The following is a 23,287-nucleotide window of genomic DNA, read 5'->3' on the forward strand; positions in this document are numbered from 1 at the left end:
CACCTGAAACCGAATTTAAGGAACCACAGATAATGGCTATCGAGATCAAAGCCCCCACTTTCCCGGAATCGGTTGCCGATGGCACCGTTGCCACCTGGCACAAGCAACCGGGCGACGCCGTCAAGCGTGACGAGCTGATCGTCGACATCGAGACCGACAAGGTCGTGCTGGAAGTGCTGGCCACCGCCGACGGCGTGCTGGGCGCTATCGTCAAGAACGAAGGCGACACCGTTCTGTCCGACGAAGTCCTGGGCTCCATCGTTGAAGGCGGCGCTGCTCCAGCTGCTCCAGCTGCCGCAGCTCCAGCCGCTGCCGCTGCTGCCCCGGCTGCTGCCGATGGCGAAGACGATCCAGTTGCCGCGCCTGCCGCGCGCAAGCTGGCTGAAGAGAACGGCATCAACATCGCTTCCGTTGCCGGCACCGGCAAAGGCGGTCGTGTGACCAAGGAAGACGTGGTGGCTGCGGTTGCCGCGAAGAAAGCCGCTCCGGCTGCCGCGCCTGCCAAGGCTGCCGCTCCAGCCGCCGCTGCTCCAGTGTTCGCTGCCGGCGACCGCGTCGAGAAGCGCGTACCCATGACCCGCCTGCGGGCCAAGGTTGCCGAGCGTCTGGTTGAAGCCCAGTCGAACATGGCGATGCTGACCACCTTCAACGAAGTCGACATGACCGAAGTCATGGCCCTGCGTTCGAAGTACAAGGACCTGTTCGAGAAGTCCCACAACGGCGTACGCCTGGGCTTCATGTCGTTCTTCGTCAAGGCCGCCACCGAAGCCCTGAAGCGCTTCCCGGCCGTCAACGCCTCGATCGACGGCGCCGACATCGTCTACCACGGCTACGCCGACATCGGTGTTGCGGTCTCCAGCGACCGTGGCCTGGTGGTTCCGGTTCTGCGTAACGCCGAACTGATGAGCCTGGCTGAAATCGAAGGCGGCATCGCCACCTTCGGCAAGAAGGCCCGCGACGGCAAGCTGTCGATGGAAGAGATGACTGGCGGTACTTTCACCATCACCAACGGTGGTACTTTCGGTTCGATGATGTCGACCCCGATCGTCAACCCGCCGCAAGCCGCGATCCTGGGCATGCACAACATCATCCAGCGTCCTATGGCGATCAACGGTCAGGTAGTGATCCGTCCGATGATGTACCTGGCGCTGTCCTACGACCACCGTCTGATCGACGGTAAAGAAGCCGTGACGTTCCTGGTGACCATCAAGAACCTGCTGGAAGACCCAGCGCGTCTGCTCCTGGACATCTAAAAAGCAGCTGCAAGCTGCAAGCGACAAGCTTCAGGCCGTAGGGCAGGGGGCTTCCAGCTTGTGGCTTGTGGCTTCTAGCTTGCCGCTAAAAGGAACCTTTTTATGACTCAGAAATTCGACGTGGTAGTGATTGGTGCGGGCCCAGGCGGCTACGTTGCCGCAATCAAGGCCGCACAACTCGGTTTCACCACCGCCTGCATCGAGAAGTACACCGACAAGGAGGGCAAGCTGGCCCTCGGCGGTACTTGCCTGAACGTCGGTTGCATTCCTTCCAAGGCGCTGCTGGATAGCTCGTGGAAATTCCACGAAGCCCAGGACGGTTTTGCCATCCACGGCATCAACCACGCTGGCGTGACCATGGACGTTCCAGCGATGGTCGGCCGCAAGGCCAACATCGTGAAGAACCTGACCGGCGGTGTTGCCACCCTGTTCAAGGCCAACGGCGTCACTTCGATCCAGGGCCACGGCAAACTGCTGGCTGGCAAGAAGGTTGAAGTCACCAAGGCTGACGGTACGGTCGAAGTGATCGAAGCCGAGAACGTGATCCTGGCTCCAGGCTCGCGTCCAATCGACATTCCACCGGCTCCAGTCGATCAGAACGTGATCGTCGACTCCACCGGCGCCCTGGAATTCCAAGCCGTGCCAAAACGCCTGGGCGTGATCGGCGCTGGCGTGATCGGCCTGGAGCTGGGTTCGGTATGGTCGCGCCTCGGCGCGCAAGTGACCGTTCTGGAAGCCCTGGACACCTTCCTGATGGCGGCTGATACCGCTGTTTCCAAGGAAGCGCTGAAAACCCTGACCAAGCAGGGCTTGGACATCAAGCTGGGCGCCCGTGTGACCGGCTCCAAGGTCAATGGCGAAGAAGTGGTAGTGACCTACACCGACGCCAACGGCGAACAGACCATCACTTTCGACAAGCTGATCGTTGCCGTTGGTCGCCGTCCGGTGACCACTGATCTGCTGGCTGCCGACTGCGGCGTGACCCTGGACGAGCGCGGTTTCGTGCACGTCGACGATCACTGCGCTACCACCGTACCGGGCGTCTACGCCATCGGCGACGTGGTTCGCGGCATGATGCTGGCGCACAAGGCCTCGGAAGAGGGCATCATGGTCGTCGAGCGCATCAAGGGCCACAAGGCCCAGATGAACTACGATCTGATCCCTTCGGTTATCTATACTCACCCGGAAATCGCGTGGGTCGGCAAGACCGAGCAGGCCTTGAAAGCTGAAGGCGTTGACGTTAACGTCGGCACCTTCCCGTTTGCCGCCAGTGGCCGTGCCATGGCAGCGAACGACACCGGCGGTTTCGTCAAGGTCATCGCCGATGCCAAGACCGATCGCGTATTGGGCGTCCATGTGATTGGCCCAAGCGCTGCGGAACTGGTTCAGCAAGGTGCGATCGGCATGGAATTCGGCACCAGCGCCGAAGACCTGGGCATGATGGTTTTCTCCCATCCGACCCTGTCCGAAGCCCTGCACGAAGCAGCCCTGGCAGTGAATGGCGGCGCCATCCACATTGCCAACCGCAAGAAACGCTAAGCAATAATAAGAAACCACGGCGGATGGCCCGTCGTGAGCCTTGTGCGCAAGACTCACCGCGGAATATCCGCTGGACTCGACCTCTCGAGGTGGTGCCACACAGTGGATCGGGGCCCAGGCTCCGGTTTCCGGGTGTGGTGCTGGTTCGAGAGTAGCGGTCACAGGTGGTGCGGCACTCAATCTTGAGTGCAGCGCCGAATGCGCAGTACCTAACGAAGACGGTAAAAAGCATGAATCTTCACGAGTATCAGGGTAAGCAGCTGTTCGCTGAGTACGGCCTGCCAGTATCCAAAGGTTACGCGGTAGACACCCCGGAAGAAGCAGCAGAAGCTTGCGACAAAATCGGCGGCTCCGAGTGGGTGGTCAAAGCCCAGGTTCACGCCGGTGGTCGCGGTAAAGCGGGCGGCGTTAAGCTGGTTCGCAGCAAAGAAGACGCTAAGGCCTTCGCTCAGCAGTGGTTGGGCAAGCGTCTGGTGACCTATCAGACTGATGCCAATGGCCAGCCTGTCACCAAGATCCTGGTTGAATCGTGCACTGATATCGCTAAAGAGCTGTACCTGGGCGCTGTCGTTGACCGTTCGAGCCGTCGCATCGTGTTCATGGCTTCCACCGAAGGTGGCGTGGACATCGAGAAGATCGCTCACGACACTCCAGAAAAAATTCTCAAGGCCACTATCGATCCACTGGTTGGCGCTCAGCCATTCCAGGGTCGCGAGCTGGCATTCCAGCTGGGTCTGGAAGGCAAGCAAGTTGCCCAGTTCGCCAAGATCTTCGTAGGTCTGGCCAAACTGTTCCAGGATCACGATCTGGCCCTGCTGGAAGTGAACCCGCTGGTGATCAAGGCCGACGGCGATCTGCACTGCCTGGATGCGAAGATCAACATCGACGCCAACGCCATGTACCGTCAGCCTAAGCTGAAAACCTTCCACGATCCGTCCCAGGACGATCCGCGCGAAGCCCACGCTGCCAAGTTCGAACTGAACTACGTAGCCCTGGAAGGCAACATCGGCTGCATGGTCAACGGTGCTGGCCTGGCCATGGGTACCATGGACATCGTCAACCTGCACGGCGGCAAGCCAGCCAACTTCCTCGACGTAGGTGGCGGCGCGACCAAAGAGCGCGTGACCGAAGCCTTCAAGATCATCCTGTCCGACGCCAACGTCGCTGCAGTACTGGTCAACATCTTCGGCGGCATCGTTCGCTGCGACATGATTGCCGAAGGCATCATCGGCGCCGTGAAAGAAGTAGGCGTGAAAATCCCGGTTGTTGTGCGCCTTGAAGGCAACAACGCTGAACTGGGCGCTAAAGTACTGGCAGAAAGCGGTCTGAACATCATCGCTGCTACCAGCCTGACCGACGCTGCTCAACAAGTTGTCAAAGCTGCGGAGGGCAAATAATGAGCGTCCTGATCAATAAAGACACCAAGGTTATCTGCCAGGGCATCACCGGTTCGCAGGGCAGCTTCCACACCCAGCAAGCCATCGAGTACGGCACCAAGATGGTCGGTGGCGTAACTCCGGGCAAAGGCGGCACCGAGCACCTGGGCCTGCCAGTGTTCAACACCGTGAAAGACGCCGTAGCTGCCACTGGCGCCACCGCCAGCGTGATCTACGTTCCGGCTCCTTTCTGCAAGGACTCGATCCTGGAAGCGGCATTCGGCGGCATCAAGCTGATCGTCTGCATCACCGAAGGCATTCCTACCCTGGACATGCTGGACGCCAAGGTTAAGTGCGACGAGCTGGGCGTGACCCTGATCGGCCCTAACTGCCCAGGCGTGATCACTCCGGGCGAGTGCAAGATCGGCATCATGCCAGGTCACATTCACTTGCCAGGCAAGGTCGGTATTGTTTCCCGTTCCGGCACCCTGACCTACGAAGCTGTCAAGCAGACCACTGACGCCGGTTTCGGTCAGTCCACCTGCGTCGGCATCGGCGGTGACCCGATCCCGGGCTCCAACTTCATCGACATCCTGAAGCTGTTCCAGGAAGACCCGAAGACCGAGGCGATCGTGATGATCGGCGAGATCGGCGGTTCGGCTGAAGAAGAAGCGGCTGCCTACATCAAGGCTAACGTGACCAAGCCGGTTGTTTCCTACATCGCTGGTGTGACTGCTCCTCCGGGCAAGCGCATGGGCCATGCTGGTGCAATCATCTCCGGCGGCAAAGGCACTGCAGACGAGAAATTCGCTGCGCTGCAAGACGCAGGCGTGAAAACCGTGCGTTCGCTGGCAGACATCGGCAAGGCCCTGGCCGAGCTGACTGGCTGGGCTGTCAAGTAAGCCTCGCGCTTAGCTTGTAGCTCTGTCGGCAAAGGCCACCTTCGGGTGGCCTTTGTGCTTTTAAGGCAGTGGCAAGTTGCAAGCGGCGAGCCTCAAGTCGGAAACATGCAAGCGGCTTCTTGCAAGCTGTGGTTGTTCTTCTTTCAAAAATGCGACATCGCGACGTCGCATATCAGATAGTTCGCCCTCCAACGGTGCGTTCGCCTTGCAGATTCTGTAATCTAGCCGCCTCTTTGATGTGTCTGCTGCCCACAAGGTCGCGGCACGCTAAACGGGTCAGTCTTATACGGATTGACAGCATTTCCCTCACCCATAAGGGAAATCCCTCTCTAAATTCCGATTCAGTAGTGTGGTATTTCCTTAATGAAAGTGTTGAAAGGCCAGGACATCCTGGCACTCGGCTTTATGACCTTTGCCCTCTTCGTCGGGGCTGGCAACATCATCTTCCCTCCTATCGTCGGCTTGCAGTCCGGACCTCATGTCTGGATGGCGGCGCTGGGTTTCCTGATTACCGCAGTCGGTCTGCCGGTGATCACCGTGGTGGCCCTGGCCAAGGTCGGCGGCGCCATGGATGCCTTGAGCACGCCCATAGGTAAAGTCGCCGGCGGCTTGCTGGCGGCGGTCTCCTACCTGGCGGTGGGCCCGCTGTTCGCCACTCCGCGGACCGCTACCGTGTCCTTTGAAGTGGGCCTGGCGCCGCTGACCGGCGAAAGCCCGCTGGCCCTGTTCCTTTACAGCTCGGTGTACTTCCTGCTGGTGTTCTTCATCTCCCTTTACCCAGGGCGCCTGCTGGACACTGTTGGGCGCTTCCTCGCGCCCCTGAAAATCATCGCCCTGGCGGTGCTGGGCATTGCCGCCTTCGCCCTGCCGGCGGGTACCATCGGCAACGCCACCCCTGAATACGTGGCGGCGCCTTTCTCCCAGGGCTTTATCAATGGCTACCTGACCATGGACACCCTGGGTGCCCTGGTATTCGGCATCGTCATCGTCAACGCCATTCGTTCGCGTGGGGTCGAGTCGCCGCGTCTGATCACCCGCTACGCGGTGATCGCCGGCCTGATCGCCGGGGTTGGCCTGGCGCTGGTGTATGTCAGCCTGTTCCGTCTCGGTTCTGGTGCCCATGAAGTGGCCGCCGGTGCCAGCAATGGCGCGGCGGTGCTGCATGCCTATGTGCAGCACACCTTCGGTTCCCTGGGCAGCGGCTTCCTCGCGGTGCTGATCTCCCTGGCCTGCCTGGTCACCGCCGTGGGCCTGACCTGCGCCTGCGCCGAGTACTTCAGCCGGGTGCTGCCACTGTCCTACAAGACCCTGGTGGTGATCCTCGTGGCCTTCTCGCTGCTGATCTCGAACCTGGGCCTGACCAAGCTGATCGCCTTCTCGATCCCGGTACTGACGGCCATCTACCCGCCGTGCATCGTTCTGGTGGCCCTAAGCTTCTGCAAGGACTTCTGGCAGGACCAGCGCCGTATCGTCGGTCCGGTGATGCTGGTGTCCTTTATCTTCGGCTTGATCGATGCGCTCAAGGGCGCCGGGCTGGTGGATGGCTTGCCTAGCCAGCTATCCCACTTGCCGCTGAGCGAGCAGGGCCTGGCTTGGCTGGTGCCTTCGGTACTGGTGCTGGCGGTTGCGGTGATCTCCGACCGCATGCTCGGCAAGCCGGCCGAAGCCCTGGCCTGATCCATCGCTAAGGGTTGCGGGGCGTCACAAGCGCTCCGCGAGCAGCAAGAACAATGCCCCGTGCCCAAAGGCACGGGGCATTTTTTATGGCGCTGGTGCGGTGTCTTTTTCCCCGGCTCGGCGTCGAAGCAGTGTCCTTGTCCTCTGCCTATGCCTTACAGGAATCTGCATGTCGTTTGTCCAAGCCAATCTGATCCATCTACTGGCCGCCCTGTGGTTTATCGTCTGCTGGGCCGGCTATACCCGCTACGCCACCTGGAAGGCCCGGGACACCGCGTGCCTGGCCAGCGTGCTGCACCTGTATCGCGAGGACTGGATGCGCCGCATGCTGCTGCGCGACAACCGCATCGCCGACGCCAGCGTGATCGGCAATCTGGAGCGCAATGCCTCGTTCTTCGCCTCCAGTACCCTGATCATCCTGGCCGGCATCATCACCGTGCTGGGCGCCTCGGAACGCGCGGTTTCACTGCTGGCGGACATTCCCATGGTCCAGCAGGCTTCCCAGGGCATGTCGGAGATCAAGCTGCTGTGCCTGGCGCTGGTGTTCGTCTATGCCTTCTTCACCTTCAGCTGGTGCATGCGCCAGTACAACTTCGCCGCGGTGCTGGTGGGCTCGGCACCGATGATCGGCGAACGCCAGGTCTCGGAGCAGGAGCGCAAGGCCTTTGCCGCGCGGGCGGCACGGGTGATATCGATGGCCGCCAACCAGTTCAACTTCGGCCTGCGCTCCTATTACTTCGGCATGAGCATGCTGGTCTGGTTCGTCAGCCCCTGGCTGTTCATGCTGATGAGCGCCGGGGTGGTGCTGGTGCTCTACCGTCGCGAGTTTCACTCCGATGTGCTGGACGTCATGGTCTATACCCCTACAGAGGCGCCATTGCCTGAGGCGAGCAAGGAGATGAGCTGATGAGCATTGCGTTCTGGTGCGTGTTTATCAGCGCCTTGCTGATCTACATCGCGCGCATGCCGGTGGCCAAGGCCATGAAGGAGCAGGGCGGTTACAACAACCACTTGCCGCGCCAGCAGCAGGCACAACTGACCGGGCGCGGCGCACGAGCCCTGGCGGCGCACCAGAACAGCTTCGAGGCCTTTATCCTGTTCGCCGTCGGGGTGCTGACGGCGCATACCACCCAGACTCAGGGTTGGTTGATCGACGGCCTGGCGATTCTCTTCGTGATTGCCCGGGTGCTCTATGTGCTGTGCTATCTGGCTGATCGGCCCTGGCAGCGAAGTTTGTGCTGGGGTGTCGGATTTTTGTGTTCGCTACTGTTGATGCTCAGCCCAACTTTTCGTTGGTTACTGATCCAGTAGTTTCTCGCAGATATAATAAAGCCCGCACTTGGCGGGCTTTATTCTGGCTTGCGCTAAATCCAACTTAGTTGGTTTTAGGTGCTGCTTCCTTGGCGCTTTCTTCGGCTGCAGCTTTGTTGGATTCAGCCTGATCTTTGGCAGCTTCGGCGTTTTCCTTGGCTGCTTCGTTCACTTTATCCTGAGCTTCGTTCATTTTCTGTTGAGCTTGCTCAGCATGTTGGTTGGCATCTTGAGCTTTGTCCTCGGATTTTTTGTCGCAGGCAGCCAGACCGAGGGAAGCGGTCAGCATCAGGGCAATAGCTAAAGTCTTACGCATTGGGTGTTTCTCCGTTGTGAAGATATCTACTGGCCTTTCGATCATGCTCCTGTGAGTTAAGTTCCTCGGGTTCCTCAGATATATAAAGTATTTGTTGCACGGAACTTTTGTCGTACCGAACAACTGCAGATTCCTGACACTAACAAGAGACATTCGCCATGGCGCAGAACCCAATTTTTGAGCGTGCGACGCGCTTTCTTTCGGCGTTACGCCATTGCCAGGTGCTGGGTATCAGTGTGCACAGCGCTTCGCCGGAAGGCCTGACCCTGACCTTGCCCTACAGCCCGCAGATCGTCGGCGATCCGCACAGCGGCATCATCCATGGCGGCGCCCTGACCACGCTGATGGACAGCGCCTGCGGCATGGCCACCCTGTGCGTACTGGCGGAATTCGAGGTGTGCCCGACCCTGGACCTGCGCATCGACTATATGCACCCGGCGCTGCCACACCACGACGTGCACGGCTTTGCCCAGTGTTACCGGGTCACCACCGATGTGATCTTCACCCGCGGCTATGCCTACCAGGACGATCCCGAGCGCCCGGTGGCCCATGTGGTGGGCACCTTCATGCGGATGGGCAAGGGCCTCAGGGGGGTTCCAGGTTTCTCCAAGGCGCTCAAGGGAGAACGGGCATGAGCGAGGACCTCAAGGCATTGCTCGACCAGGCCCATCAGCAGGGCGAGTACGGGCCCTTGCTGCAGAAAATTCCCTACGCCGCGCTGATCGGCATCGAGTGCTCGCGCCTGGGCGACGAATTGCTGTTCCGCCTGCCGGCTAACAAGGACAACATCGGCAACCCTTTGCTGCCGGCACTGCATGGCGGGGTGATTGCCGGTTTCATGGAATTGGCGGCAGCCTTGCACCTGCTGATCTTCACCGGTTCGCCCGGGGTGCCGAAGATCATCGACTTCTCCCTGGACTACCTGCGCGCCGGCCAGTTTCGCGACACCTTCGCCCGTTGCCAGGTGTGGCGTCAGGGGCGGCGAGTGGCCAATGTCGCCATCACCGCCTGGCAGAGTACCGCCGACGAGCCGATTGCCACCGCCCGGGCACATTTCAAGATCGAAGAAATTTCCGCCCCTTGAAATCTGTCGAGCGACCCCCACCTTCTTGTCATCCCGCCGCTCCCCATGCGGCCACAGCCATCTGATCGGAGTTTGATGACCATGAGTGTGGAAACTCAAAAGGAAACCCTGGGCTTCCAGACCGAGGTGAAGCAGCTGCTGCACCTCATGATCCATTCGCTGTATTCCAACAAGGAAATCTTCCTTCGCGAATTGATCTCGAACGCCTCTGACGCCGTCGACAAATTGCGCTTCGAAGCCCTGTCCAAGCCTGAGTTGCTGGAAGGTGGCGGCGAACTGAAAATCCGTGTGAGCTTCGACAAGGACGCGAAAACCGTCACCCTCGAAGACAACGGTATCGGCATGAGCCGCGAAGATGTGATCACCCACCTGGGGACCATCGCCAAATCCGGCACTGCCGATTTCATGAAGAACCTCAGCGGCGACCAGAAGAAGGACTCGCACCTGATCGGTCAGTTCGGCGTGGGCTTCTACTCGGCGTTTATCGTCGCCGACCAGGTTGAAGTGTTCAGCCGTCGTGCCGGTCAGCCGGCAAGCGAAGGCGTGCACTGGTCGTCCAAGGGCGAAGGCGAGTTCGAAGTCGCGACCCTCGACAAGGCCGAGCGCGGCACCCGCATCGTGCTGCACTTGAAGTCCGGCGAAGAAGAGTTCGCTGACGGCTGGCGCCTGCGCAACATCATCAAGAAGTACTCCGACCATATCGCCCTGCCGATCGAGCTGCCGAAAGAGGCCGCTGCCGCCGAGGGTGAAGAACAACCTGCGCTGGAATGGGAAACCGTCAACCGCGCCAGTGCCCTGTGGACCCGTCCGCGTACCGAGATCAAGGACGAGGAATACCAGGAGTTCTACAAGCACATCGCCCACGACTTCGAGAACCCGCTGAGCTGGAGCCACAACAAGGTCGAAGGCAAGCTGGAATATAGCTCGCTGCTCTATGTGCCGGCCCGCGCGCCGTTCGACCTGTACCAGCGTGAAGCGCCGAAGGGCCTGAAGCTCTATGTGCAGCGCGTGTTCGTCATGGACCAGGCCGAATCCTTCCTGCCGCTGTACCTGCGCTTTATCAAGGGCGTGGTGGACTCCAACGACCTGTCGCTGAACGTGTCGCGGGAAATCCTGCAGAAAGACCCGATCATCGATTCGATGAAATCGGCCCTGACCAAGCGTGTCCTCGACATGCTGGAAAAACTGGCGAAGAACGAGCCTGAGCAATACCAGGGCTTCTGGAAGAACTTCGGCCAGGTGATGAAGGAAGGCCCGGCCGAGGACTTCGCCAACAAGGAGAAGATCGCCGGCCTGCTGCGCTTCGCTTCCACCCAGGGCGACGACGGCGAGCAGAACGTATCCCTGGCCGACTACCTGGCCCGGGCCAAGGAAGGTCAGGACAAGATCTACTTCCTCACCGGCGAATCCTACGCCCAGGTGAAGAACAGCCCGCACCTGGAAGTCTTCCGCAAGAAAGGCATCGAAGTGCTGCTGCTCACCGACCGTATCGACGAGTGGCTGATGAGCTACCTCAACGAATTCGACGGCAAGAGCTTTGTCGACGTGGCGCGTGGCGACCTGGACCTGGGCAACCTCGACTCCGAAGAGGACAAGAAGGCTGCCGAGGAAGTCGCCAAGGCCAAAGAGGGCCTGGTGGAGCGGATCAAGTCCGCCCTGGGTGAGAACGTCAGCGAAGTGCGGGTTTCCCACCGCCTGACCGACTCGCCGGCGATCCTGGCCATTGGCGAGCAGGACCTGGGGCTGCAAATGCGCCAGATCCTCGAAGCCAGCGGGCAGAAGGTTCCGGATTCCAAGCCGATCTTCGAATTCAACCCGAGCCACCCGCTGATCGAGAAACTCGATGGCGAGCAGAGCGAAGAGCGGTTTGGCGACCTGTCGCACATCCTCTTCGATCAGGCGGCCCTGGCGGCCGGCGACAGCTTGAAGGACCCGGCGGCCTATGTACGCCGGCTGAACAAGCTGCTGGTTGAGCTGTCGGTTTAATCAGGTTGCAAGAAAAACCCGCTTCGGCGGGTTTTTTCATTCAGGTGTCCCCCTACTGGAGAAGCACAACCATGAGTCAGATCACACTGCGTTCCGTGGCCTACCAGATCGATGGCCAACCCTACGAAGGGCGCCTGGCCTTCGATGCCAGCCACCAAGGGGCCCGTCCGGGCCTGTTGATGGCGCCGAACTGGATGGGGGTCAGCGCCGGGGCCGAGAAGCTTGCCGAAGCGGTAGCGGCCAAGGGTTATGTGGTGCTGGTCGCCGACCTGTACGGCCAGGCGCTGCGCCCCAGCGATGCGGCTCAGGCGGGGGCGGCAATGATGCCCCTGAAGGATGACCGGGCGCTGCTGCGCAAGCGCATGCAGGCGGCTTTCAGCGCCTTGCAGAGCCAGGGCGAGGCGGCGGTGGACACCACCCGGTTGGCCACCTTCGGTTTCTGCTTCGGCGGCTGTTGCGCCCTGGAGCTGGCCCGCAGCGGCGCGCCGGTGAAGGCCGCGGTGTCCTTCCACGGCACCCTGGACACACCGAACCCGGCCGATGCGCAGAACATCAAGGGCGCGGTGCTGGTGCTGCACGGTGCCGCCGATCCCTTCGTGGCCAAGGAGCAACTGCCGGCCTTCGAGGCGGAAATGGACGCCGCGGGCGTGGATTGGCAACTGGTCAGCTACGGCGGCGCGGTGCATTCCTTCACCGATACCCACGCCAATATCCCGGGCAAGATGATGTACGACGCCAAGGTCTCGGCCCGGGCCTTCGCCACCCTGCATCATCTGCTGGATGAAGTGTTCCAGAACTGACCGCAACCCCTTGATGCCGTAGGAGCTGGCCGGGCGGCGTTCTGCTTGTCAGCGAAGGCGTCGGTGAGAGCAATGCCAGGCTCACGGGCCTGTTCGCCGGCAAGCCGGCTCCTACGAATCAGTGGCGGGAAGGCGGCAGTTCGATCCGCTCGCTTTCCCCCGGCACCTGCGGCCAATCCCCTACAGCCCAGCGTTGCCGGGCGGCGTCGATCAGCGCCGGATCGCTGGCGACGAAGTTCCAGTTGATCCGCCGTGGCCCGTCCAGTGGCGCGCCGCCGATCAGCACCGCATGGCAGTCGCTCTCGGCGAACAGGGTGAGGCTTTCTCCTTCCGGCAGAACCACCAGCGCATGCGCCTCCAGCGTTTCGCCATCCAGCTGTGCCTCGCCGTCCAGCAGGTACAGGGCGCGCTGCTGATGCTCGGGGGGAATCACCAGGCTGGTGGCGGTCTGCAACTTCAGCTCGGCGTACAGGGTGGGGGAGAGCACCGGCACCGGTGATTCCAGGCAGAAACCACTGCCGGCGATCAGACGGATGCTCACACCCAGGCTTTCGCTCACCGGCAGGCTGGCGGCCGGGTGATGGCTATAGTGCCCGGGCCCCTGTTCCTGTTCCTTGGGCGAGGCCAGCCAGACCTGCAAGCCATGCATCTTGAAATCTTCCGCCAGCTGCGCCGCGGGGGTGCGTTCAACATGGGCGATGGCACTGCCAGCGGTCATCCAGCTGACGTCCCCGGCTGCGACGACCTGGTCGGAGCCCAGGCTGTCCTTGTGCTGGATTTGCCCGGCAAACAGGTAGGTAAGGGTGGACAGGCCAATATGCGGGTGCTGGCGGATATTCATGCCCTGGCCCGCCGGATAGACGGTTTCCAGCATATGGTCGAAAAACACGAAGGGCCCGACGCTGCGGCATTGTGCCGAGGGCAAGGGGCGCAGTATGGGTTGGCCTTCGACGTCCTCGGGGCGAGGGCGGATCACGAGGGGAGAGTGCATGGCGGCTTCCAGGCTGGGCGGATTATGCCCGGGAGCATAACCCGCCAGCGTCCGCCTTGGCGCTACTGGCTGAAGGCGCCTTCGGAGAGGTGAGTTTCGATGCTGACTTCGCTGCTGGTCATCAGTTTGTGGATCGGGCAGCGGTCGGCCACGCGGTGCAATTCGTCGCGCTGGGCATCGGTGAGCACGCCCTTGAGGGTCAGCTTCACATGCAGGGCGTACTTGCCCTGGGCTTCCTGGCTGTTGTCGTGCTTGAGCTCCACCGTGACCCCGGTCAGCGGAATGTTCTTCTTCTGTGCATAGAGCTTCAGGGTCAGGGCCTTGCAGGCCCCGAGTGCGGCGTCGAAGTAGTCGTGGGGTTCGGGGGCGGTGCCTTCGCCGCCGGCGTATTGGGGCAGGTCGGTGAACAACTGATGGTCGTCGACCTGGATGCTGTGGCGGAAACCTTCGCTGGACTCGGTATTGACGGTGATGGTCATGGCAAACCTCAGGCAGTGATAAAGAAAGGATCAGGCTTCAAAGGTGCTGACGTTATAGAGCATCGGCACGGATAGGCGTTCATCTTTTTCTCGATCGATGCCTCGCTGGCGAACTGTCATCAGCCTGTCATGCCTGCTTCATAAGCTCGCGCCATCTCAATCAAGGAGCGCGGTATGCACCTCAGTCGTTTGGGCGCCCTGGCGGCGCTGATGATCTTCAGTGGCCTGGCCAGTGCCGAAGTGCGGGTCGAAGGTCCCGTGGAATACGGGGTGTTCGAAGGGCCCAAGGCCGAGTTGCAATCGGGGGAGCGGGTGTTGCGCCGCAGCAACGAGAAGATCCAGCCGACCCAGGTGGTGCCGGCGCGCCTGGGCACCAAGTTCGGCATGCGCTACCAGTTGCTGGGCAAGGTCGCCGAGGACCAGCCCCTGACCCTGCTGTACCTGACCCCGGGAATCCGCACCCCGGACGGCGTACGCCATGACAAATTCGAGATCACCCAGAAGCTGGTGCCCAATGCGCCGCAGGATGTGATGGCCTACGAGTTCACGGAAAATCACGAAGTGGTGCCGGGTGAGTGGCACTTTATGGTGTTCCAGGGCGATCGTTTGTTGGCAGAACAGCGATTTTCTGTGCGCTGAATCGTTTTACGCCCATGTATCGAAGTGCTTGGGCGTTTTGATATCACGTTTTTGTCTTACGCAAATTTCCGCCGGCCCGATACCGTCTAAGAGCACCCTGCTGCAAGCTTTTGCAGCGCTCTAGGAAGGAGCCAGAGGAATGAGCCTCAGACGTCTCAATATTGCGCCACGCGCCAGCCTGGGTTTCGGCTTGCTGGCGCTGATGGTGTTTGCCCTCGGGGCGTTCGCCCTGATGCAGATGGCCAATATGCGCCAGCAGTCCGATGAAGTGGAAAACAATTGGCTGCCCAGCGTCATGTCGGTCGGGGAAATGAGCCAGGACCTGTTGCGGATCCGCGCCTTGACCCTGCGCCTGCTGATCAATCGCGATCCCCAGGCGATCACCCAGAATGAAAACAAGATCAACGAGATCAAGAGTGTCCTGGGAGTGGCCCAGGGGCGCTACGAGTCGCTGATCATCCTGCCCCAGGAGCGATCGCTGTTCGAGCGCTTCAAGACTGTGGAGAAGCAGTACCTGGAGCGTCAGGCCGAGGTCATGGCGTTTTCCAGCCAGAACCGCCTGGACGATGCAGTGAAGGTGGTCAATGGCGAGATGAACCAGCTGGCCGATGAAATGGCCGCCACCCTGCATGACCTGGTGGAGCTGAACAAACAGAGTGCGACCCAGGCCACCGACCTGGCCCAGGCGGTGTTCAGCAAGTCGCGGGTCTGGGTGGTGGGGATGATAGTGCTGGCGGCCCTGGTGACCGTTGGCCTGGCCTTGCTGCTGACCCGCAGCATTGTCCTGCCGCTGGCGCAGTCGCTGAAGGTCGCCGAGGTAGTGGCGGGCGGCGACCTCACTGGCACCATCACGGTGGTCGGCAAGGACGAGCCGGCTCGGCTGTTGCAGGCGCTCAAGGCCATGCAGCAGAGCCTGCGAGATACCATTCGGCGCATTTCCGACTCCTCCAGCCAGCTGGCCTCGGCCTCCGAGGAACTGAGCTGCGTGACCGAGGATGCCACCCGTGGCCTGCACCAGCAGAGCCTGGAGATCGAGCAGGCGGCCACCGCGGTGAACCAGATGACGGTGGCGGTGGAGGAGGTGGCGAGCAACGCCGTGGCGACGTCCGAGGCCTCTCGCGAATCCGACCGGATCGCCCAGCACGGCCGCGAGCAGGTGCAGCAGACGGTGCAGTCCATCGAGTCGCTGGCTGAGGAAGTGACGACCAACGCCAGCCAGGTAGAAGACCTGGCGCAGAAGGTCTATGGCATCAGCAAGGTGCTGGAGGTGATTCGCTCCATCGCCGAGCAGACCAACCTGCTGGCGCTGAACGCGGCCATCGAGGCGGCCCGGGCCGGTGATGCCGGGCGCGGCTTTGCTGTGGTCGCCGATGAGGTGCGGGCCCTGGCCCACAGGACCCAGCAGTCGACCCAGGAAATCGAGCAGATGATCGGCGGCATTCAGCAAGGCACCGACCTGGCGGTCAGTTCCATGCAGCAGAGCAACACCCGTGCCCGCTCGACCCTGGAAGTGGCCAAGGCGGCGGGGCAGGCGCTGGAGGAGATCGCCTCGGCCTTCACCCAGATCAACGAGCGCAATATCGTGATTGCCAGCGCCTCGGAGCAGCAGGCTGCAGTGGCCCGGGAAGTGGACCGTAACCTGATGAACATTCGCGACCTGGCAATGCAGACGTCGGCCGGTGCCAACCAGACCAGCGCCGCCAGCCAGGAGCTGTCGCGGCTGGCGGTGGACCTCAATACCATGGTGGCGCGCTTCTCGGTCTGAGCCGGCAGCTCGCAGGTGAAAAAAAGCCCCGAACCAGTCGGGGCTTTTTCATTGCGCGAAGCGGCGAGGCTTACTTGCCCTGCCAGCGCTTCAGTACCAGGGTGGCGTTGGTGCCACCGAAGCCGAAGCTGTTGCTCATCACGGTGTCGATGGTGGCGTTTTCGCGGGTCTGGGTCAGGATCGGCATATCGGCCACTTCCGGGTCCAGCTCGTCGATGTTGGCCGAACCGGCCATGAAGTTGCCTTCCATCATCAGCATGCAGTAGATCGCTTCGTGAACGCCTGCGGCGCCCAGGGAGTGACCCGACAGGCTCTTGGTGGAGCTGATGGCCGGGGCCTTGTCGCCGAACACTTCACGCACGCCTTTCATCTCGGCAACGTCGCCGACCGGAGTCGAGGTACCGTGGGTGTTCAGGTAGTCGATCGGTGCGTCGACAGTGGACATGGCCATCTGCATGCAGCGGATCGCACCTTCGCCGCTAGGCGCTACCATGTCGTAGCCATCGGAAGTGGCGCCGTAGCCGACGATTTCCGCGTAGATCTTGGCACCACGGGCCAGGGCGTGTTCCAGCTCCTCGACCACCACCATGCCGCCGCCGCCGGCAATGACGAAACCGTCACGCTTGGCATCATAGGCGCGGGAGGCCTTGTCCGGAGTGTCGTTGTACTGGCTGGACAGGGCGCCCATGGCGTCGAACAGGAACGACTGGCTCCAGTGCTCTTCTTCACCGCCGCCGGCGAAGACGATGTCCTGCTTGCCCATCTGGATCTGTTCCATGGCGGTACCGATGCAGTGAGCACTGGTGGCGCAGGCAGAAGCGATGGAGTAGTTCAGGCCCTTGATCTTGAACGGGGTGGCCAGACAGGCGGAAACCGTGCTGCTCATGGTGCGGGTGACGCGGTACGGGCCAACGCGCTTGACGCCTTTCTCGCGCAGGATGTCCAGCGCTTCCATCTGGTTCAGGGTCGAGGCACCGCCGGAGCCGGCGATCAGGCCGGTACGCGGGTTGGACACTTGTTCTTCGCTCAGGCCGGAGTCGGCGATGGCGTCTTTCATGGCCAGGTAGGCGTAAGCCGCCGCGTGGCCGACGAAGCGATAGATCTTGCGATCGATCAGTTCTTCGAGGTTCAGGTCAATGGAGCCGGAAACCTGGCTACGCAGACCCATTTCGGCATATTCCGGGTTGAAGCGGATGCCAGGGCGACTTGCACGCAGGTTAGCGGAGACGGTCTCTTTGTCATTGCCCAGGCACGAAACGATGCCAAGACCAGTGATAACGACGCGGCGCATGCGGATAACCCTTAGAAGTTGTCAGTTGAAGTAAACACGCCGACCCGAAGGCCTTCGGCGGTATAGATTTCGCGGCCGTCAACGCTGACCGAACCATCGGCGATGGCCATGTTCAGCTTGCCCTTGAGCACGCGCTTGATATGAATGTTGTAGGTGACTTTTTTCGCGGTCGGCAGTACTTGGCCGAAAAACTTCACTTCGCCCGAGCCCAGGGCGCGGCCGCGGCCCGGCAGGCCTTGCCAGCCGAGGAAGAAACCGACCAGCTGCCACATGGCATCCAGGCCCAGGCAGCCCGGCATCACCGGATCGCCTTCGAAGTGACACGCGAAGAACCACAGGTCCGGAGTGATATCCAGCTCGGCGACCAATTCACCTTTGCCGTACTTGCCGCCCTCTTCGCTGATATGGGCGATACGATCGACCATCAGCATGTTGGGGGCGGGCAGTTGCGCGTTACCTGGGCCGAACAGCTCACCGCGACTGCAGCGCAGCAGATCTTCCCGAGTAAAGGCGTTTTGTTTGGTCATGCGAGCTCCTCAATAGTCCCGTGCGGCAGGGTTGGGCAAATCATCCCGGCCGATCGAAGCGTTCATGCCTCGAGCCGGCAGCCTACTCATAGACTATTGCGTTGTAGTGAAAGTCACAGCGCCAAGGGCATGAATGTACACTTGTGCACTGAAATTTTTTTCAAGGGCCTTTTCAGGGCCCCAACGGGTGCCTAAGACTGCCGCACTTTCGCCCTTCACGCCAGTCGCAGCTGTTGGAAAATAGCCGGTTACTGCACCCAACGCTGGAGAATCTGCTGCAGATCGGCACGCTTGAACGGCTTGGCCAGATAGTCGTTCATGCCCGCCTCCAGGCAGGCCTCGCGGTCGCCCTGCAAGGCGTTGGCGGTCAGGGCGATGATCGGTAGATCGGCACAGCCGGGCAGTTGGCGAATCTGCCGAGTGGCTTGGTAGCCGTCGACCAACGGCAGCCGGCAATCCATCAAGATGGCTTCGAAAATCAGGCTTTCGGCGCTGCGTATCGCCTGGGCGCCATCGGTGACAACGCTCACGGTGAAACCCAGGCTGCGCAGCATCGCCTGGATCACCGTCTGGTTCACCGGGTTGTCCTCCACCAGCAGCACATTGCGCCCTTCACCGGCCTGCGGGTTGCTGCTGACCCGCGGCGCCAGCACCGGCAGGCTCTGTTGGAACAGCGCCAGGGGGATTTCCAGGGTGAACACCGAGCCGTGGCCTTCCTCGCTCTGCGCCCGCAAGGTGCCGCCCATGCGTTCGGCCAGGGTGCGGGCGATGGGCAGGCCCAGGCCGGTGCCGCCGTAGCGCCGGGAAATCGAGCTGTCGGCTTGCTGGAAGGCGTCGAACATCAGCTCCAGGCTGTCCGGGCTGATACCGATGCCGCTGTCGCGCACCGCGCAGGTGAACCACAGCAGCTCGTGATCCAGGGCCTGCCATTGCGCCTCGATGCTGACCGTGCCGCGCTCGGTGAACTTCAGGGCGTTGCCGATCAGGTTGACCAGGATTTGCCGGATCCGCGTCGGGTCGCCCTTGACCTGCAGCGACTCCATGCCCGGCGGCAGCCGCAGTTGCAGCTCCAGGCCGCGTTGCAGGGCGCTGTGCTGGAAGGCCTGGGCCGAGCTGCTGATCAGTTCGGCGAGGTTGAACGGAATATGCTCCAGTTCCAGGGCCGAGCGTTCGATGCGCGAGAAGTCGAGGATGTCGTTGATCACCTTCAGCAGGTGCTCGGTGGATTCCGACGCCAGCGCCGCGTACTCGCTCTGCTCCTGGGTCATCTCGGTGGTTTCCAGCAGTTGCAGCATGCCCAGTACGCCGTTCATCGGGGTGCGCAGCTCGTGGCTCATCATCGCCAGGAAGTCCGACTTGGCCTTGTTTGCCCGTTCCGCTTCCTCACGGGTGTGGATCAGTTGCGACATGGCCTGTTGCTGCTCGCGGCTGGCCAACTCGAGGCCGGCGGCGAGGTTGTTGATATGCCGGGCCAGATTGCCCAGCTCGCCGTCGTCGACGATCGGCAGCGGGGTCTTGAAATCGCCTTCCTGAATGGCCTTGACCGCGTCGCCCATGGCGCGGATCGGATGTGCCAGGCCGGCCGCCAGGCGCCGCGCCAGAAGAAAGGTGAAGAGCAGGGCGAACAGCGCCAGGATCCCGGCCTTGAGGAGGATTTCCTGCTGGCGCTGGCTGAAGGCGTCATTCGACATGCCGACTATCACCCGACCCAGGTAGCCATCGCCCTGGGAGCTGAAGGCGGCCGGGGCATTCTGCAGGAAGTCGTTGTGCACCTGGATTCGCTGCAGGCGCACCGGGGCCTGGAACACCTTGATCTGCTGGGCCCGGTCATGGCTGGCCGAGGGCTGCTCGACATACACCAGAATATTGTTGGCGCTGTCCTGGACCTCGACAAAATGCACGTGAGGCGTGGCCAGGGTGGCTTGCAGCAGGCTTTCCAGGCCCTCGTTGTTGCCGGAAATCACCCCGTATTCGGTGGCCGGCGCCAGTTGGTTGGCGATCAATTGCCCGGTGTGATTCAGTTCCTGGCGCAGGTCCTGGATGCGCACGAAGGTAAAGAAACTGATCAGCAGCAGAGTCAGCAGCAGGGCCGGGCCCAGGCTGATGAGCTGAGTGCGGGTCTGGATGTCCCATCGGCGACGCAGGGTCATGGGCGTTGCTCTCCTTCACTCAACTGGCGCGCGACGGCTTGCGGGTCGATTTCCTCGATGCCCAGGGAGCGTGCCACCTGTGGGTTGCTCAATACTTTGAAGGCCGCCGGGTAGAGTGCCCGGGGCCAGTGCGCGGGCGCCTGGTCGAGCAGGCTGTCCAGGGTTTGCAGCCAGTCCTGCTGGTCGCTGTAGGTGCTGACCAGGCTGCCGGCCCGAACGAAACCGGCATTCGGGCCGATCAGCGCCTGTTGCCGGGCGTAGCTGCTTAGCAGCAGGTTCTTCACCGTCTTGGGGTTGAACAGCTGGGGGTCGTCCAGGCCCAGCAGCACATCGCTGTTGCGCAGCAGTTCCTGCAGCGGGCGGCTGTCGCTGGTGCTGTCCCAGGCTTGGCTGAGCAGCTCCAGGCCCAGGGCTTGCGCTGCCGGTTGCAGTTCCTTGAGCAGGAACTGGCTGTCGGCGCTGTACAGCACGCCGACCCGGCGCACTTGCGGCAATACCTGGCGGATCAAGCGCAACTGGCGGGCCAGGGGCGGATCGCTCCAGAGCAGGCTGAGCCGTGGATGGGGCGTGTTCTGCAGGCGCTGCTGAGCTTGCAGGCGGCTGATGCGCAGCACCAGGGTGGCCGGGCCCTGGGGTTCTTGCAGACGCCAGTCGAGGCTTTGCGGGTCCAGCAGGATCAGACGCACACCCGCAGGCAACTGGCCCGGTGCCGGCAGCTCGGCCAGGGGCCGGAAATGCACCTGGTCCTGGGGCCGCCGGGCCGCCAGTTCCTCGCTGAAGCCGCGTACGCTGGGATTGTCCTCGCTGGCGGTCAGCAGCACTTCGGCGGCCTGCAGCGGGACGCCCAGCAGCAGGCCCAGCAACGCCAGGCAGAAACTCAGGCGACGCGGGCGCAAGAGGGCTTTGCGGAGCCGACACAGGCCCATGCTAGAACTCCAGCTCCGCGCTGAAGTAGGCCAGGCGCCGCGAATCGTAGCGGTTGTCGACGAAGGTGGTGGGCTCGTGGTCCAGGCGCTGCTGCAAGGTGGCGGCCAGTTCCAGGCGGGCCTTGCCCAGGGCCAGGCGCTTGGCGATGCGGCTGTCGACCCGCTGGAAGCGGTAGCCGTTCAGTGCATTGTCGCCATAGTAGAACAGCGCACTGGACCAGCCCTGGCCCCAGTCCCGCAGCCAGCCGGCAGAACCGCTGTTGCTGGCGCTCAGGCGTTGGTCCAGGGGGTTGCTGGCCTGGGCGTGGACGTAGGCGTAGGTCAGGCGCAGGCGGTCGGCGCGGCTGGCCTGCCAGTCCAGCTGGGCCTCGCTGCCGGAGAAGCGCGAGGAATTGCTGTTGCTGGCGATGTACTGGTTGTTGCGCAGCGGTTCGCTGATCATGCCGCTGATTTCGTCGTAGAACAGCTTGAGGTCGAGGTTCAGCGCCTGGTCGGCAAAATAGCCGTTGTAGCCCAGCTCGCGGGAGCGCATGCGCTCCTGGTCGAGGTTGCCGGGGCCGCGGGTCTTGACGAAGTACTGGGCGCTGTTCTGGCCATAGACCGGGCTGCTCAGGCCGGTCACCCGGTAGCTCCAGTTGATGTTGTTCTCGAACATGTCCGGGGAGCGGATGGCTTCCGAATACACCGCCCGCAGGCCGTGGCGCGGGTTGATCAGGTAATTGACCGCCACCCGTGGCGTCAGGGAGTTGCCGGTCAGCTGGGTGTCTTCGTACATAGCCCCGCCCTGGATCAGCCAGTGCTCGCTGGCACGCCATTCCAGCTGGCCGAAGAGGCGCCAGGTGGTGTCATTGAGGGTGCCGTTGAAGTAGGTCTCGGAGTCGGCCCGGTCATAACGATAGTTCATGCCGGAGACCAGGCGCAGGCTGTCGCCGAGGCTCAGGGTGTCCTGCAATTCCAGGTCAAAGCGGGTTTCCCGGGAGCTCTGGTCGATAGTGCCGCAGACTGGGTTCTTGCCGCCGGCATTCCATTGATCGATGACTTGGCTGGCCAGTGCTCGTTCCTCCGCCGTTCCCTGAGGGGCTCCACTCAAGGTGTCCGGCATGTTGCGAGCCAGGCGTTCGGTGAAGTTCGGGTTGAGCTGCCACAAGCGGGTCAGTTCGGGGCTGAAGGAAACCGCGGCATCACAGGCTCTCCATGTTTGCTGGCGGTCCCAGTGCTGGGCCGAGCCCTGTATATAAAGGCTGTGCTCGGAGTTGACGTCCAGGTTCCAGCGCAGTGAGCCGGCGTAATCCTTGGCGACAACGTCAGAGTTGTAGCCCTTTTCGGCATAGTTCCTGAAAACCGGCTGATAGGTATAGGGCCGCTGGTTGCCGCCTTCCTTGGCATTCAACTGCCAGTCGATGCTCTGTTGTTCGTTGAGCATCTGGCTCACTGCCAGGCTGATGCGGTTCAAACGCTTGCTGTCGCGATAGTCGGCACCCAGGCGGTCCTTGTCGAAGCCGTCATCTTCCTGGCCCGACAGCGACAGGCGCAGGTCGCCGCCTTCCCAGCCACTGCCCTGGCTGGCGTACCAGTCGCTGATGCCGCGCTGGCCGCGGGTCATCTTGATCCGCGTGCCGTGGCTGTTGGCCGGGGCCCGGGTGATGATGTTGACCACCGCCATCAGCGCGTTGGCGCCGTAGCTGACGGTGTTGGGGCCACGAAACACCTCGATGCGCTCGATGTCTTCCATGGCCACCGGAATATCGCTCCAGTCCACCGTGGCCAGGCCCGGACGGTATACCGAGCGGCCGTCGATCAGTACCTGCATGCGCCGTGCTTCGCTGGCATTGGTGCCGTGATAGTTGACCGTGGCCTGGTTGCCGCTTATGGCGCCCACCATCATGCCCGGCACCAGGCGCAGCAATTCGCTGATATCCCGGGCGCCGCTGGCGTGGATCAGCTCGCTGTCGAGCACCGTCATGCTCCCGGGCACTGCGGCCGGGGACTGTTTCAGGCGGGTGGCGGTGAGAACCTGGGGCAATGCCGAACCATCGACGAACAGATCTTCGGCCAGCACCGATTGGCCAAGCAGCAGGCCCAGCAGCAAGGACAGACGAAGAGGTGAGGGGCCTGCGAACACGACACTGCCTTGTATCTTGGGAGGTGGCGCGCATGTTAACCGAGATACTCGAGTTTTCCAGTCGATAAACCCGACATTCCCGGTATGACCCCGCGTGTTCCCGACAGATCGCCTGAATGGCGGTCGGGGCTGGTGGTGACAGGTGCGCCCCGT

At 62.0% G+C, this 23,287-nt stretch carries 21 protein-coding genes and 1 pseudogene; 14 read left to right on the forward strand and 8 right to left on the reverse strand.

Annotated features, from left to right (window positions below; translation table 11 throughout):
* Positions 1-32: 32 nt before the first annotated feature.
* The 7 genes from odhB (at position 33) to J4P02_RS09125 (ending at position 8,058) form a co-directional block, all read left to right on the forward strand.
* Positions 33-1,253, forward strand: a complete 1,221-nt coding sequence (gene odhB / locus J4P02_RS09095; protein ID WP_426189314.1) for a 2-oxoglutarate dehydrogenase complex dihydrolipoyllysine-residue succinyltransferase — start codon at positions 33-35, stop codon at positions 1,251-1,253.
* Positions 1,254-1,355: 102 nt separating this feature from the next.
* Positions 1,356-2,792: a dihydrolipoyl dehydrogenase gene (gene lpdA, locus J4P02_RS09100; RefSeq protein WP_426189316.1), complete on the forward strand. Its 1,437-nt coding sequence runs from the start codon at positions 1,356-1,358 to the stop codon at positions 2,790-2,792.
* Between the two features lie 230 nt (positions 2,793-3,022).
* Positions 3,023-4,189 (forward strand): ADP-forming succinate--CoA ligase subunit beta, encoded by a 1,167-nt coding sequence (gene sucC / locus J4P02_RS09105; RefSeq protein WP_025128638.1) that lies wholly within the window; start codon positions 3,023-3,025, stop codon positions 4,187-4,189.
* A complete protein-coding gene (gene sucD / locus J4P02_RS09110; RefSeq protein WP_007931513.1) occupies positions 4,189-5,070 on the forward strand; it encodes a succinate--CoA ligase subunit alpha in 882 nt (293 codons plus the stop codon). Before sucC ends, sucD begins: the two co-directional genes overlap by 1 nt.
* Before the next feature lie 363 nt (positions 5,071-5,433).
* The gene (brnQ, locus tag J4P02_RS09115; protein ID WP_426189319.1) at positions 5,434-6,747 is read left to right on the forward strand and encodes a branched-chain amino acid transport system II carrier protein; all 1,314 of its coding nucleotides are present in this window, start codon (positions 5,434-5,436) and stop codon (positions 6,745-6,747) included.
* Positions 6,748-6,916: 169 nt separating this feature from the next.
* Positions 6,917-7,654 carry a DUF599 domain-containing protein gene (locus J4P02_RS09120; RefSeq protein WP_426189321.1) on the forward strand — a complete coding sequence of 246 codons (738 nt, stop codon included), beginning with the start codon at positions 6,917-6,919 and terminating at the stop codon, positions 7,652-7,654.
* The gene (locus tag J4P02_RS09125) at positions 7,654-8,058 is read left to right on the forward strand and encodes an MAPEG family protein (protein WP_426189323.1); all 405 of its coding nucleotides are present in this window, start codon (positions 7,654-7,656) and stop codon (positions 8,056-8,058) included. The genes J4P02_RS09120 and J4P02_RS09125 overlap by 1 nt, the downstream gene beginning before the upstream one ends.
* Before the next feature lie 64 nt (positions 8,059-8,122).
* Here the strand turns inward: J4P02_RS09125 and J4P02_RS09130 are convergent, their stop codons facing one another.
* The gene (locus J4P02_RS09130; protein ID WP_016968094.1) at positions 8,123-8,374 is read right to left on the reverse strand and encodes a hypothetical protein; all 252 of its coding nucleotides are present in this window, start codon (positions 8,372-8,374) and stop codon (positions 8,123-8,125) included.
* Positions 8,375-8,532: 158 nt separating this feature from the next.
* Here J4P02_RS09130 and J4P02_RS09135 point away from each other — a divergent pair, with 158 nt between their 5' ends.
* From J4P02_RS09135 to J4P02_RS09150, 4 genes are all read left to right on the forward strand, one after another.
* Positions 8,533-9,009 carry a PaaI family thioesterase gene (locus J4P02_RS09135; RefSeq protein WP_426189325.1) on the forward strand — a complete coding sequence of 159 codons (477 nt, stop codon included), beginning with the start codon at positions 8,533-8,535 and terminating at the stop codon, positions 9,007-9,009.
* Positions 9,006-9,458, forward strand: coding sequence for a PaaI family thioesterase (locus J4P02_RS09140; RefSeq protein WP_426189327.1), 453 nt, complete (start codon positions 9,006-9,008; stop codon positions 9,456-9,458). Before J4P02_RS09135 ends, J4P02_RS09140 begins: the two co-directional genes overlap by 4 nt.
* Positions 9,459-9,539: 81 nt before the next feature.
* The gene (htpG, locus tag J4P02_RS09145) at positions 9,540-11,444 is read left to right on the forward strand and encodes a molecular chaperone HtpG (RefSeq protein WP_426189329.1); all 1,905 of its coding nucleotides are present in this window, start codon (positions 9,540-9,542) and stop codon (positions 11,442-11,444) included.
* A gap of 71 nt (positions 11,445-11,515) precedes the next feature.
* Positions 11,516-12,244 (forward strand): dienelactone hydrolase family protein, encoded by a 729-nt coding sequence (locus J4P02_RS09150; protein WP_426189331.1) that lies wholly within the window; start codon positions 11,516-11,518, stop codon positions 12,242-12,244.
* 118 nt (positions 12,245-12,362) lie between these two features.
* On the opposite strand, the gene J4P02_RS09155 is transcribed toward J4P02_RS09150, so the two are convergent.
* On the reverse strand, positions 12,363-13,235 hold the full coding sequence (locus J4P02_RS09155; protein ID WP_426189333.1) for a pirin family protein: 873 nt from the start codon (positions 13,233-13,235) through the stop codon (positions 12,363-12,365).
* Positions 13,236-13,297: 62 nt separating this feature from the next.
* The gene (locus J4P02_RS09160) at positions 13,298-13,714 is read right to left on the reverse strand and encodes an OsmC family protein (protein WP_426189335.1); all 417 of its coding nucleotides are present in this window, start codon (positions 13,712-13,714) and stop codon (positions 13,298-13,300) included.
* Between the two features lie 174 nt (positions 13,715-13,888).
* On the opposite strand from J4P02_RS09160, the gene J4P02_RS09165 reads away from it, so the two are divergent.
* The 3 genes and pseudogenes from J4P02_RS09165 to J4P02_RS09175 all read left to right on the forward strand — a co-directional run bounded on the left by J4P02_RS09165 (position 13,889) and on the right by J4P02_RS09175 (position 16,118).
* The gene (locus J4P02_RS09165; protein ID WP_426189337.1) at positions 13,889-14,353 is read left to right on the forward strand and encodes a DUF3859 domain-containing protein; all 465 of its coding nucleotides are present in this window, start codon (positions 13,889-13,891) and stop codon (positions 14,351-14,353) included.
* Between the two features lie 139 nt (positions 14,354-14,492).
* A pseudogene (locus J4P02_RS09170) lies at positions 14,493-15,263 on the forward strand (MCP four helix bundle domain-containing protein); the annotation flags it as partial.
* Positions 15,255-16,118: a methyl-accepting chemotaxis protein gene (locus J4P02_RS09175; protein WP_426189480.1), complete on the forward strand. Its 864-nt coding sequence runs from the start codon at positions 15,255-15,257 to the stop codon at positions 16,116-16,118. The pseudogene J4P02_RS09170 and the gene J4P02_RS09175, both read left to right, overlap by 9 nt.
* Positions 16,119-16,188: 70 nt before the next feature.
* On the opposite strand, the gene fabB is transcribed toward J4P02_RS09175, so the two are convergent.
* The 5 genes from fabB to J4P02_RS09200 all read right to left on the reverse strand — a co-directional run bounded on the left by fabB (position 16,189) and on the right by J4P02_RS09200 (position 23,134).
* Positions 16,189-17,409, reverse strand: coding sequence for a beta-ketoacyl-ACP synthase I (fabB, locus tag J4P02_RS09180; protein WP_426189339.1), 1,221 nt, complete (start codon positions 17,407-17,409; stop codon positions 16,189-16,191).
* Between the two features lie 11 nt (positions 17,410-17,420).
* Entirely contained in the window at positions 17,421-17,936 is a 516-nt protein-coding gene (gene fabA, locus J4P02_RS09185) for a 3-hydroxyacyl-[acyl-carrier-protein] dehydratase FabA (protein ID WP_038996198.1), read from the reverse strand.
* Between the two features lie 248 nt (positions 17,937-18,184).
* Positions 18,185-20,086, reverse strand: a complete 1,902-nt coding sequence (locus tag J4P02_RS09190) for an ATP-binding protein (protein ID WP_426189341.1) — start codon at positions 20,084-20,086, stop codon at positions 18,185-18,187.
* A complete protein-coding gene (locus J4P02_RS09195) occupies positions 20,083-21,012 on the reverse strand; it encodes an ABC transporter substrate-binding protein (protein ID WP_426189343.1) in 930 nt (309 codons plus the stop codon). The genes J4P02_RS09190 and J4P02_RS09195 overlap by 4 nt, the downstream gene beginning before the upstream one ends.
* Before the next feature lies 1 nt (position 21,013).
* Positions 21,014-23,134, reverse strand: coding sequence for a TonB-dependent receptor plug domain-containing protein (locus tag J4P02_RS09200; protein ID WP_426189345.1), 2,121 nt, complete (start codon positions 23,132-23,134; stop codon positions 21,014-21,016).
* Positions 23,135-23,287 lie beyond the last annotated feature (153 nt).

It is taken from the genome of Pseudomonas sp. NFXW11 (assembly GCF_049887815.1).
Lineage (GTDB): Bacteria > Pseudomonadota > Gammaproteobacteria > Pseudomonadales > Pseudomonadaceae > Aquipseudomonas.

Excerpts from the sequence above, each read along its gene's own strand:
- odhB (WP_426189314.1), top strand. The coding sequence starts at position 33 with ATGGCTATCGAGATCAAAGCCCCCACTTTCCCGGAATCGGTTGCCGAT.
- lpdA (WP_426189316.1), top strand. The coding sequence starts at position 1,356 with ATGACTCAGAAATTCGACGTGGTAGTGATTGGTGCGGGCCCAGGCGGC.
- sucC (WP_025128638.1), top strand. The coding sequence starts at position 3,023 with ATGAATCTTCACGAGTATCAGGGTAAGCAGCTGTTCGCTGAGTACGGC.
- sucD (WP_007931513.1), top strand. The coding sequence starts at position 4,189 with ATGAGCGTCCTGATCAATAAAGACACCAAGGTTATCTGCCAGGGCATC.
- brnQ (WP_426189319.1), top strand. The coding sequence starts at position 5,434 with ATGAAAGTGTTGAAAGGCCAGGACATCCTGGCACTCGGCTTTATGACC.
- J4P02_RS09120 (WP_426189321.1), top strand. The coding sequence starts at position 6,917 with ATGTCGTTTGTCCAAGCCAATCTGATCCATCTACTGGCCGCCCTGTGG.
- J4P02_RS09125 (WP_426189323.1), top strand. The coding sequence starts at position 7,654 with ATGAGCATTGCGTTCTGGTGCGTGTTTATCAGCGCCTTGCTGATCTAC.
- J4P02_RS09130 (WP_016968094.1), bottom strand. The coding sequence starts at position 8,374 with ATGCGTAAGACTTTAGCTATTGCCCTGATGCTGACCGCTTCCCTCGGT.
- J4P02_RS09135 (WP_426189325.1), top strand. The coding sequence starts at position 8,533 with ATGGCGCAGAACCCAATTTTTGAGCGTGCGACGCGCTTTCTTTCGGCG.
- J4P02_RS09140 (WP_426189327.1), top strand. The coding sequence starts at position 9,006 with ATGAGCGAGGACCTCAAGGCATTGCTCGACCAGGCCCATCAGCAGGGC.
- htpG (WP_426189329.1), top strand. The coding sequence starts at position 9,540 with ATGAGTGTGGAAACTCAAAAGGAAACCCTGGGCTTCCAGACCGAGGTG.
- J4P02_RS09150 (WP_426189331.1), top strand. The coding sequence starts at position 11,516 with ATGAGTCAGATCACACTGCGTTCCGTGGCCTACCAGATCGATGGCCAA.
- J4P02_RS09155 (WP_426189333.1), bottom strand. The coding sequence starts at position 13,235 with ATGCACTCTCCCCTCGTGATCCGCCCTCGCCCCGAGGACGTCGAAGGC.
- J4P02_RS09160 (WP_426189335.1), bottom strand. The coding sequence starts at position 13,714 with ATGACCATCACCGTCAATACCGAGTCCAGCGAAGGTTTCCGCCACAGC.
- J4P02_RS09165 (WP_426189337.1), top strand. The coding sequence starts at position 13,889 with ATGCACCTCAGTCGTTTGGGCGCCCTGGCGGCGCTGATGATCTTCAGT.
- J4P02_RS09175 (WP_426189480.1), top strand. The coding sequence starts at position 15,255 with ATGCAGCAGAGCCTGCGAGATACCATTCGGCGCATTTCCGACTCCTCC.
- fabB (WP_426189339.1), bottom strand. The coding sequence starts at position 17,409 with ATGCGCCGCGTCGTTATCACTGGTCTTGGCATCGTTTCGTGCCTGGGC.
- fabA (WP_038996198.1), bottom strand. The coding sequence starts at position 17,936 with ATGACCAAACAAAACGCCTTTACTCGGGAAGATCTGCTGCGCTGCAGT.
- J4P02_RS09190 (WP_426189341.1), bottom strand. The coding sequence starts at position 20,086 with ATGACCCTGCGTCGCCGATGGGACATCCAGACCCGCACTCAGCTCATC.
- J4P02_RS09195 (WP_426189343.1), bottom strand. The coding sequence starts at position 21,012 with ATGGGCCTGTGTCGGCTCCGCAAAGCCCTCTTGCGCCCGCGTCGCCTG.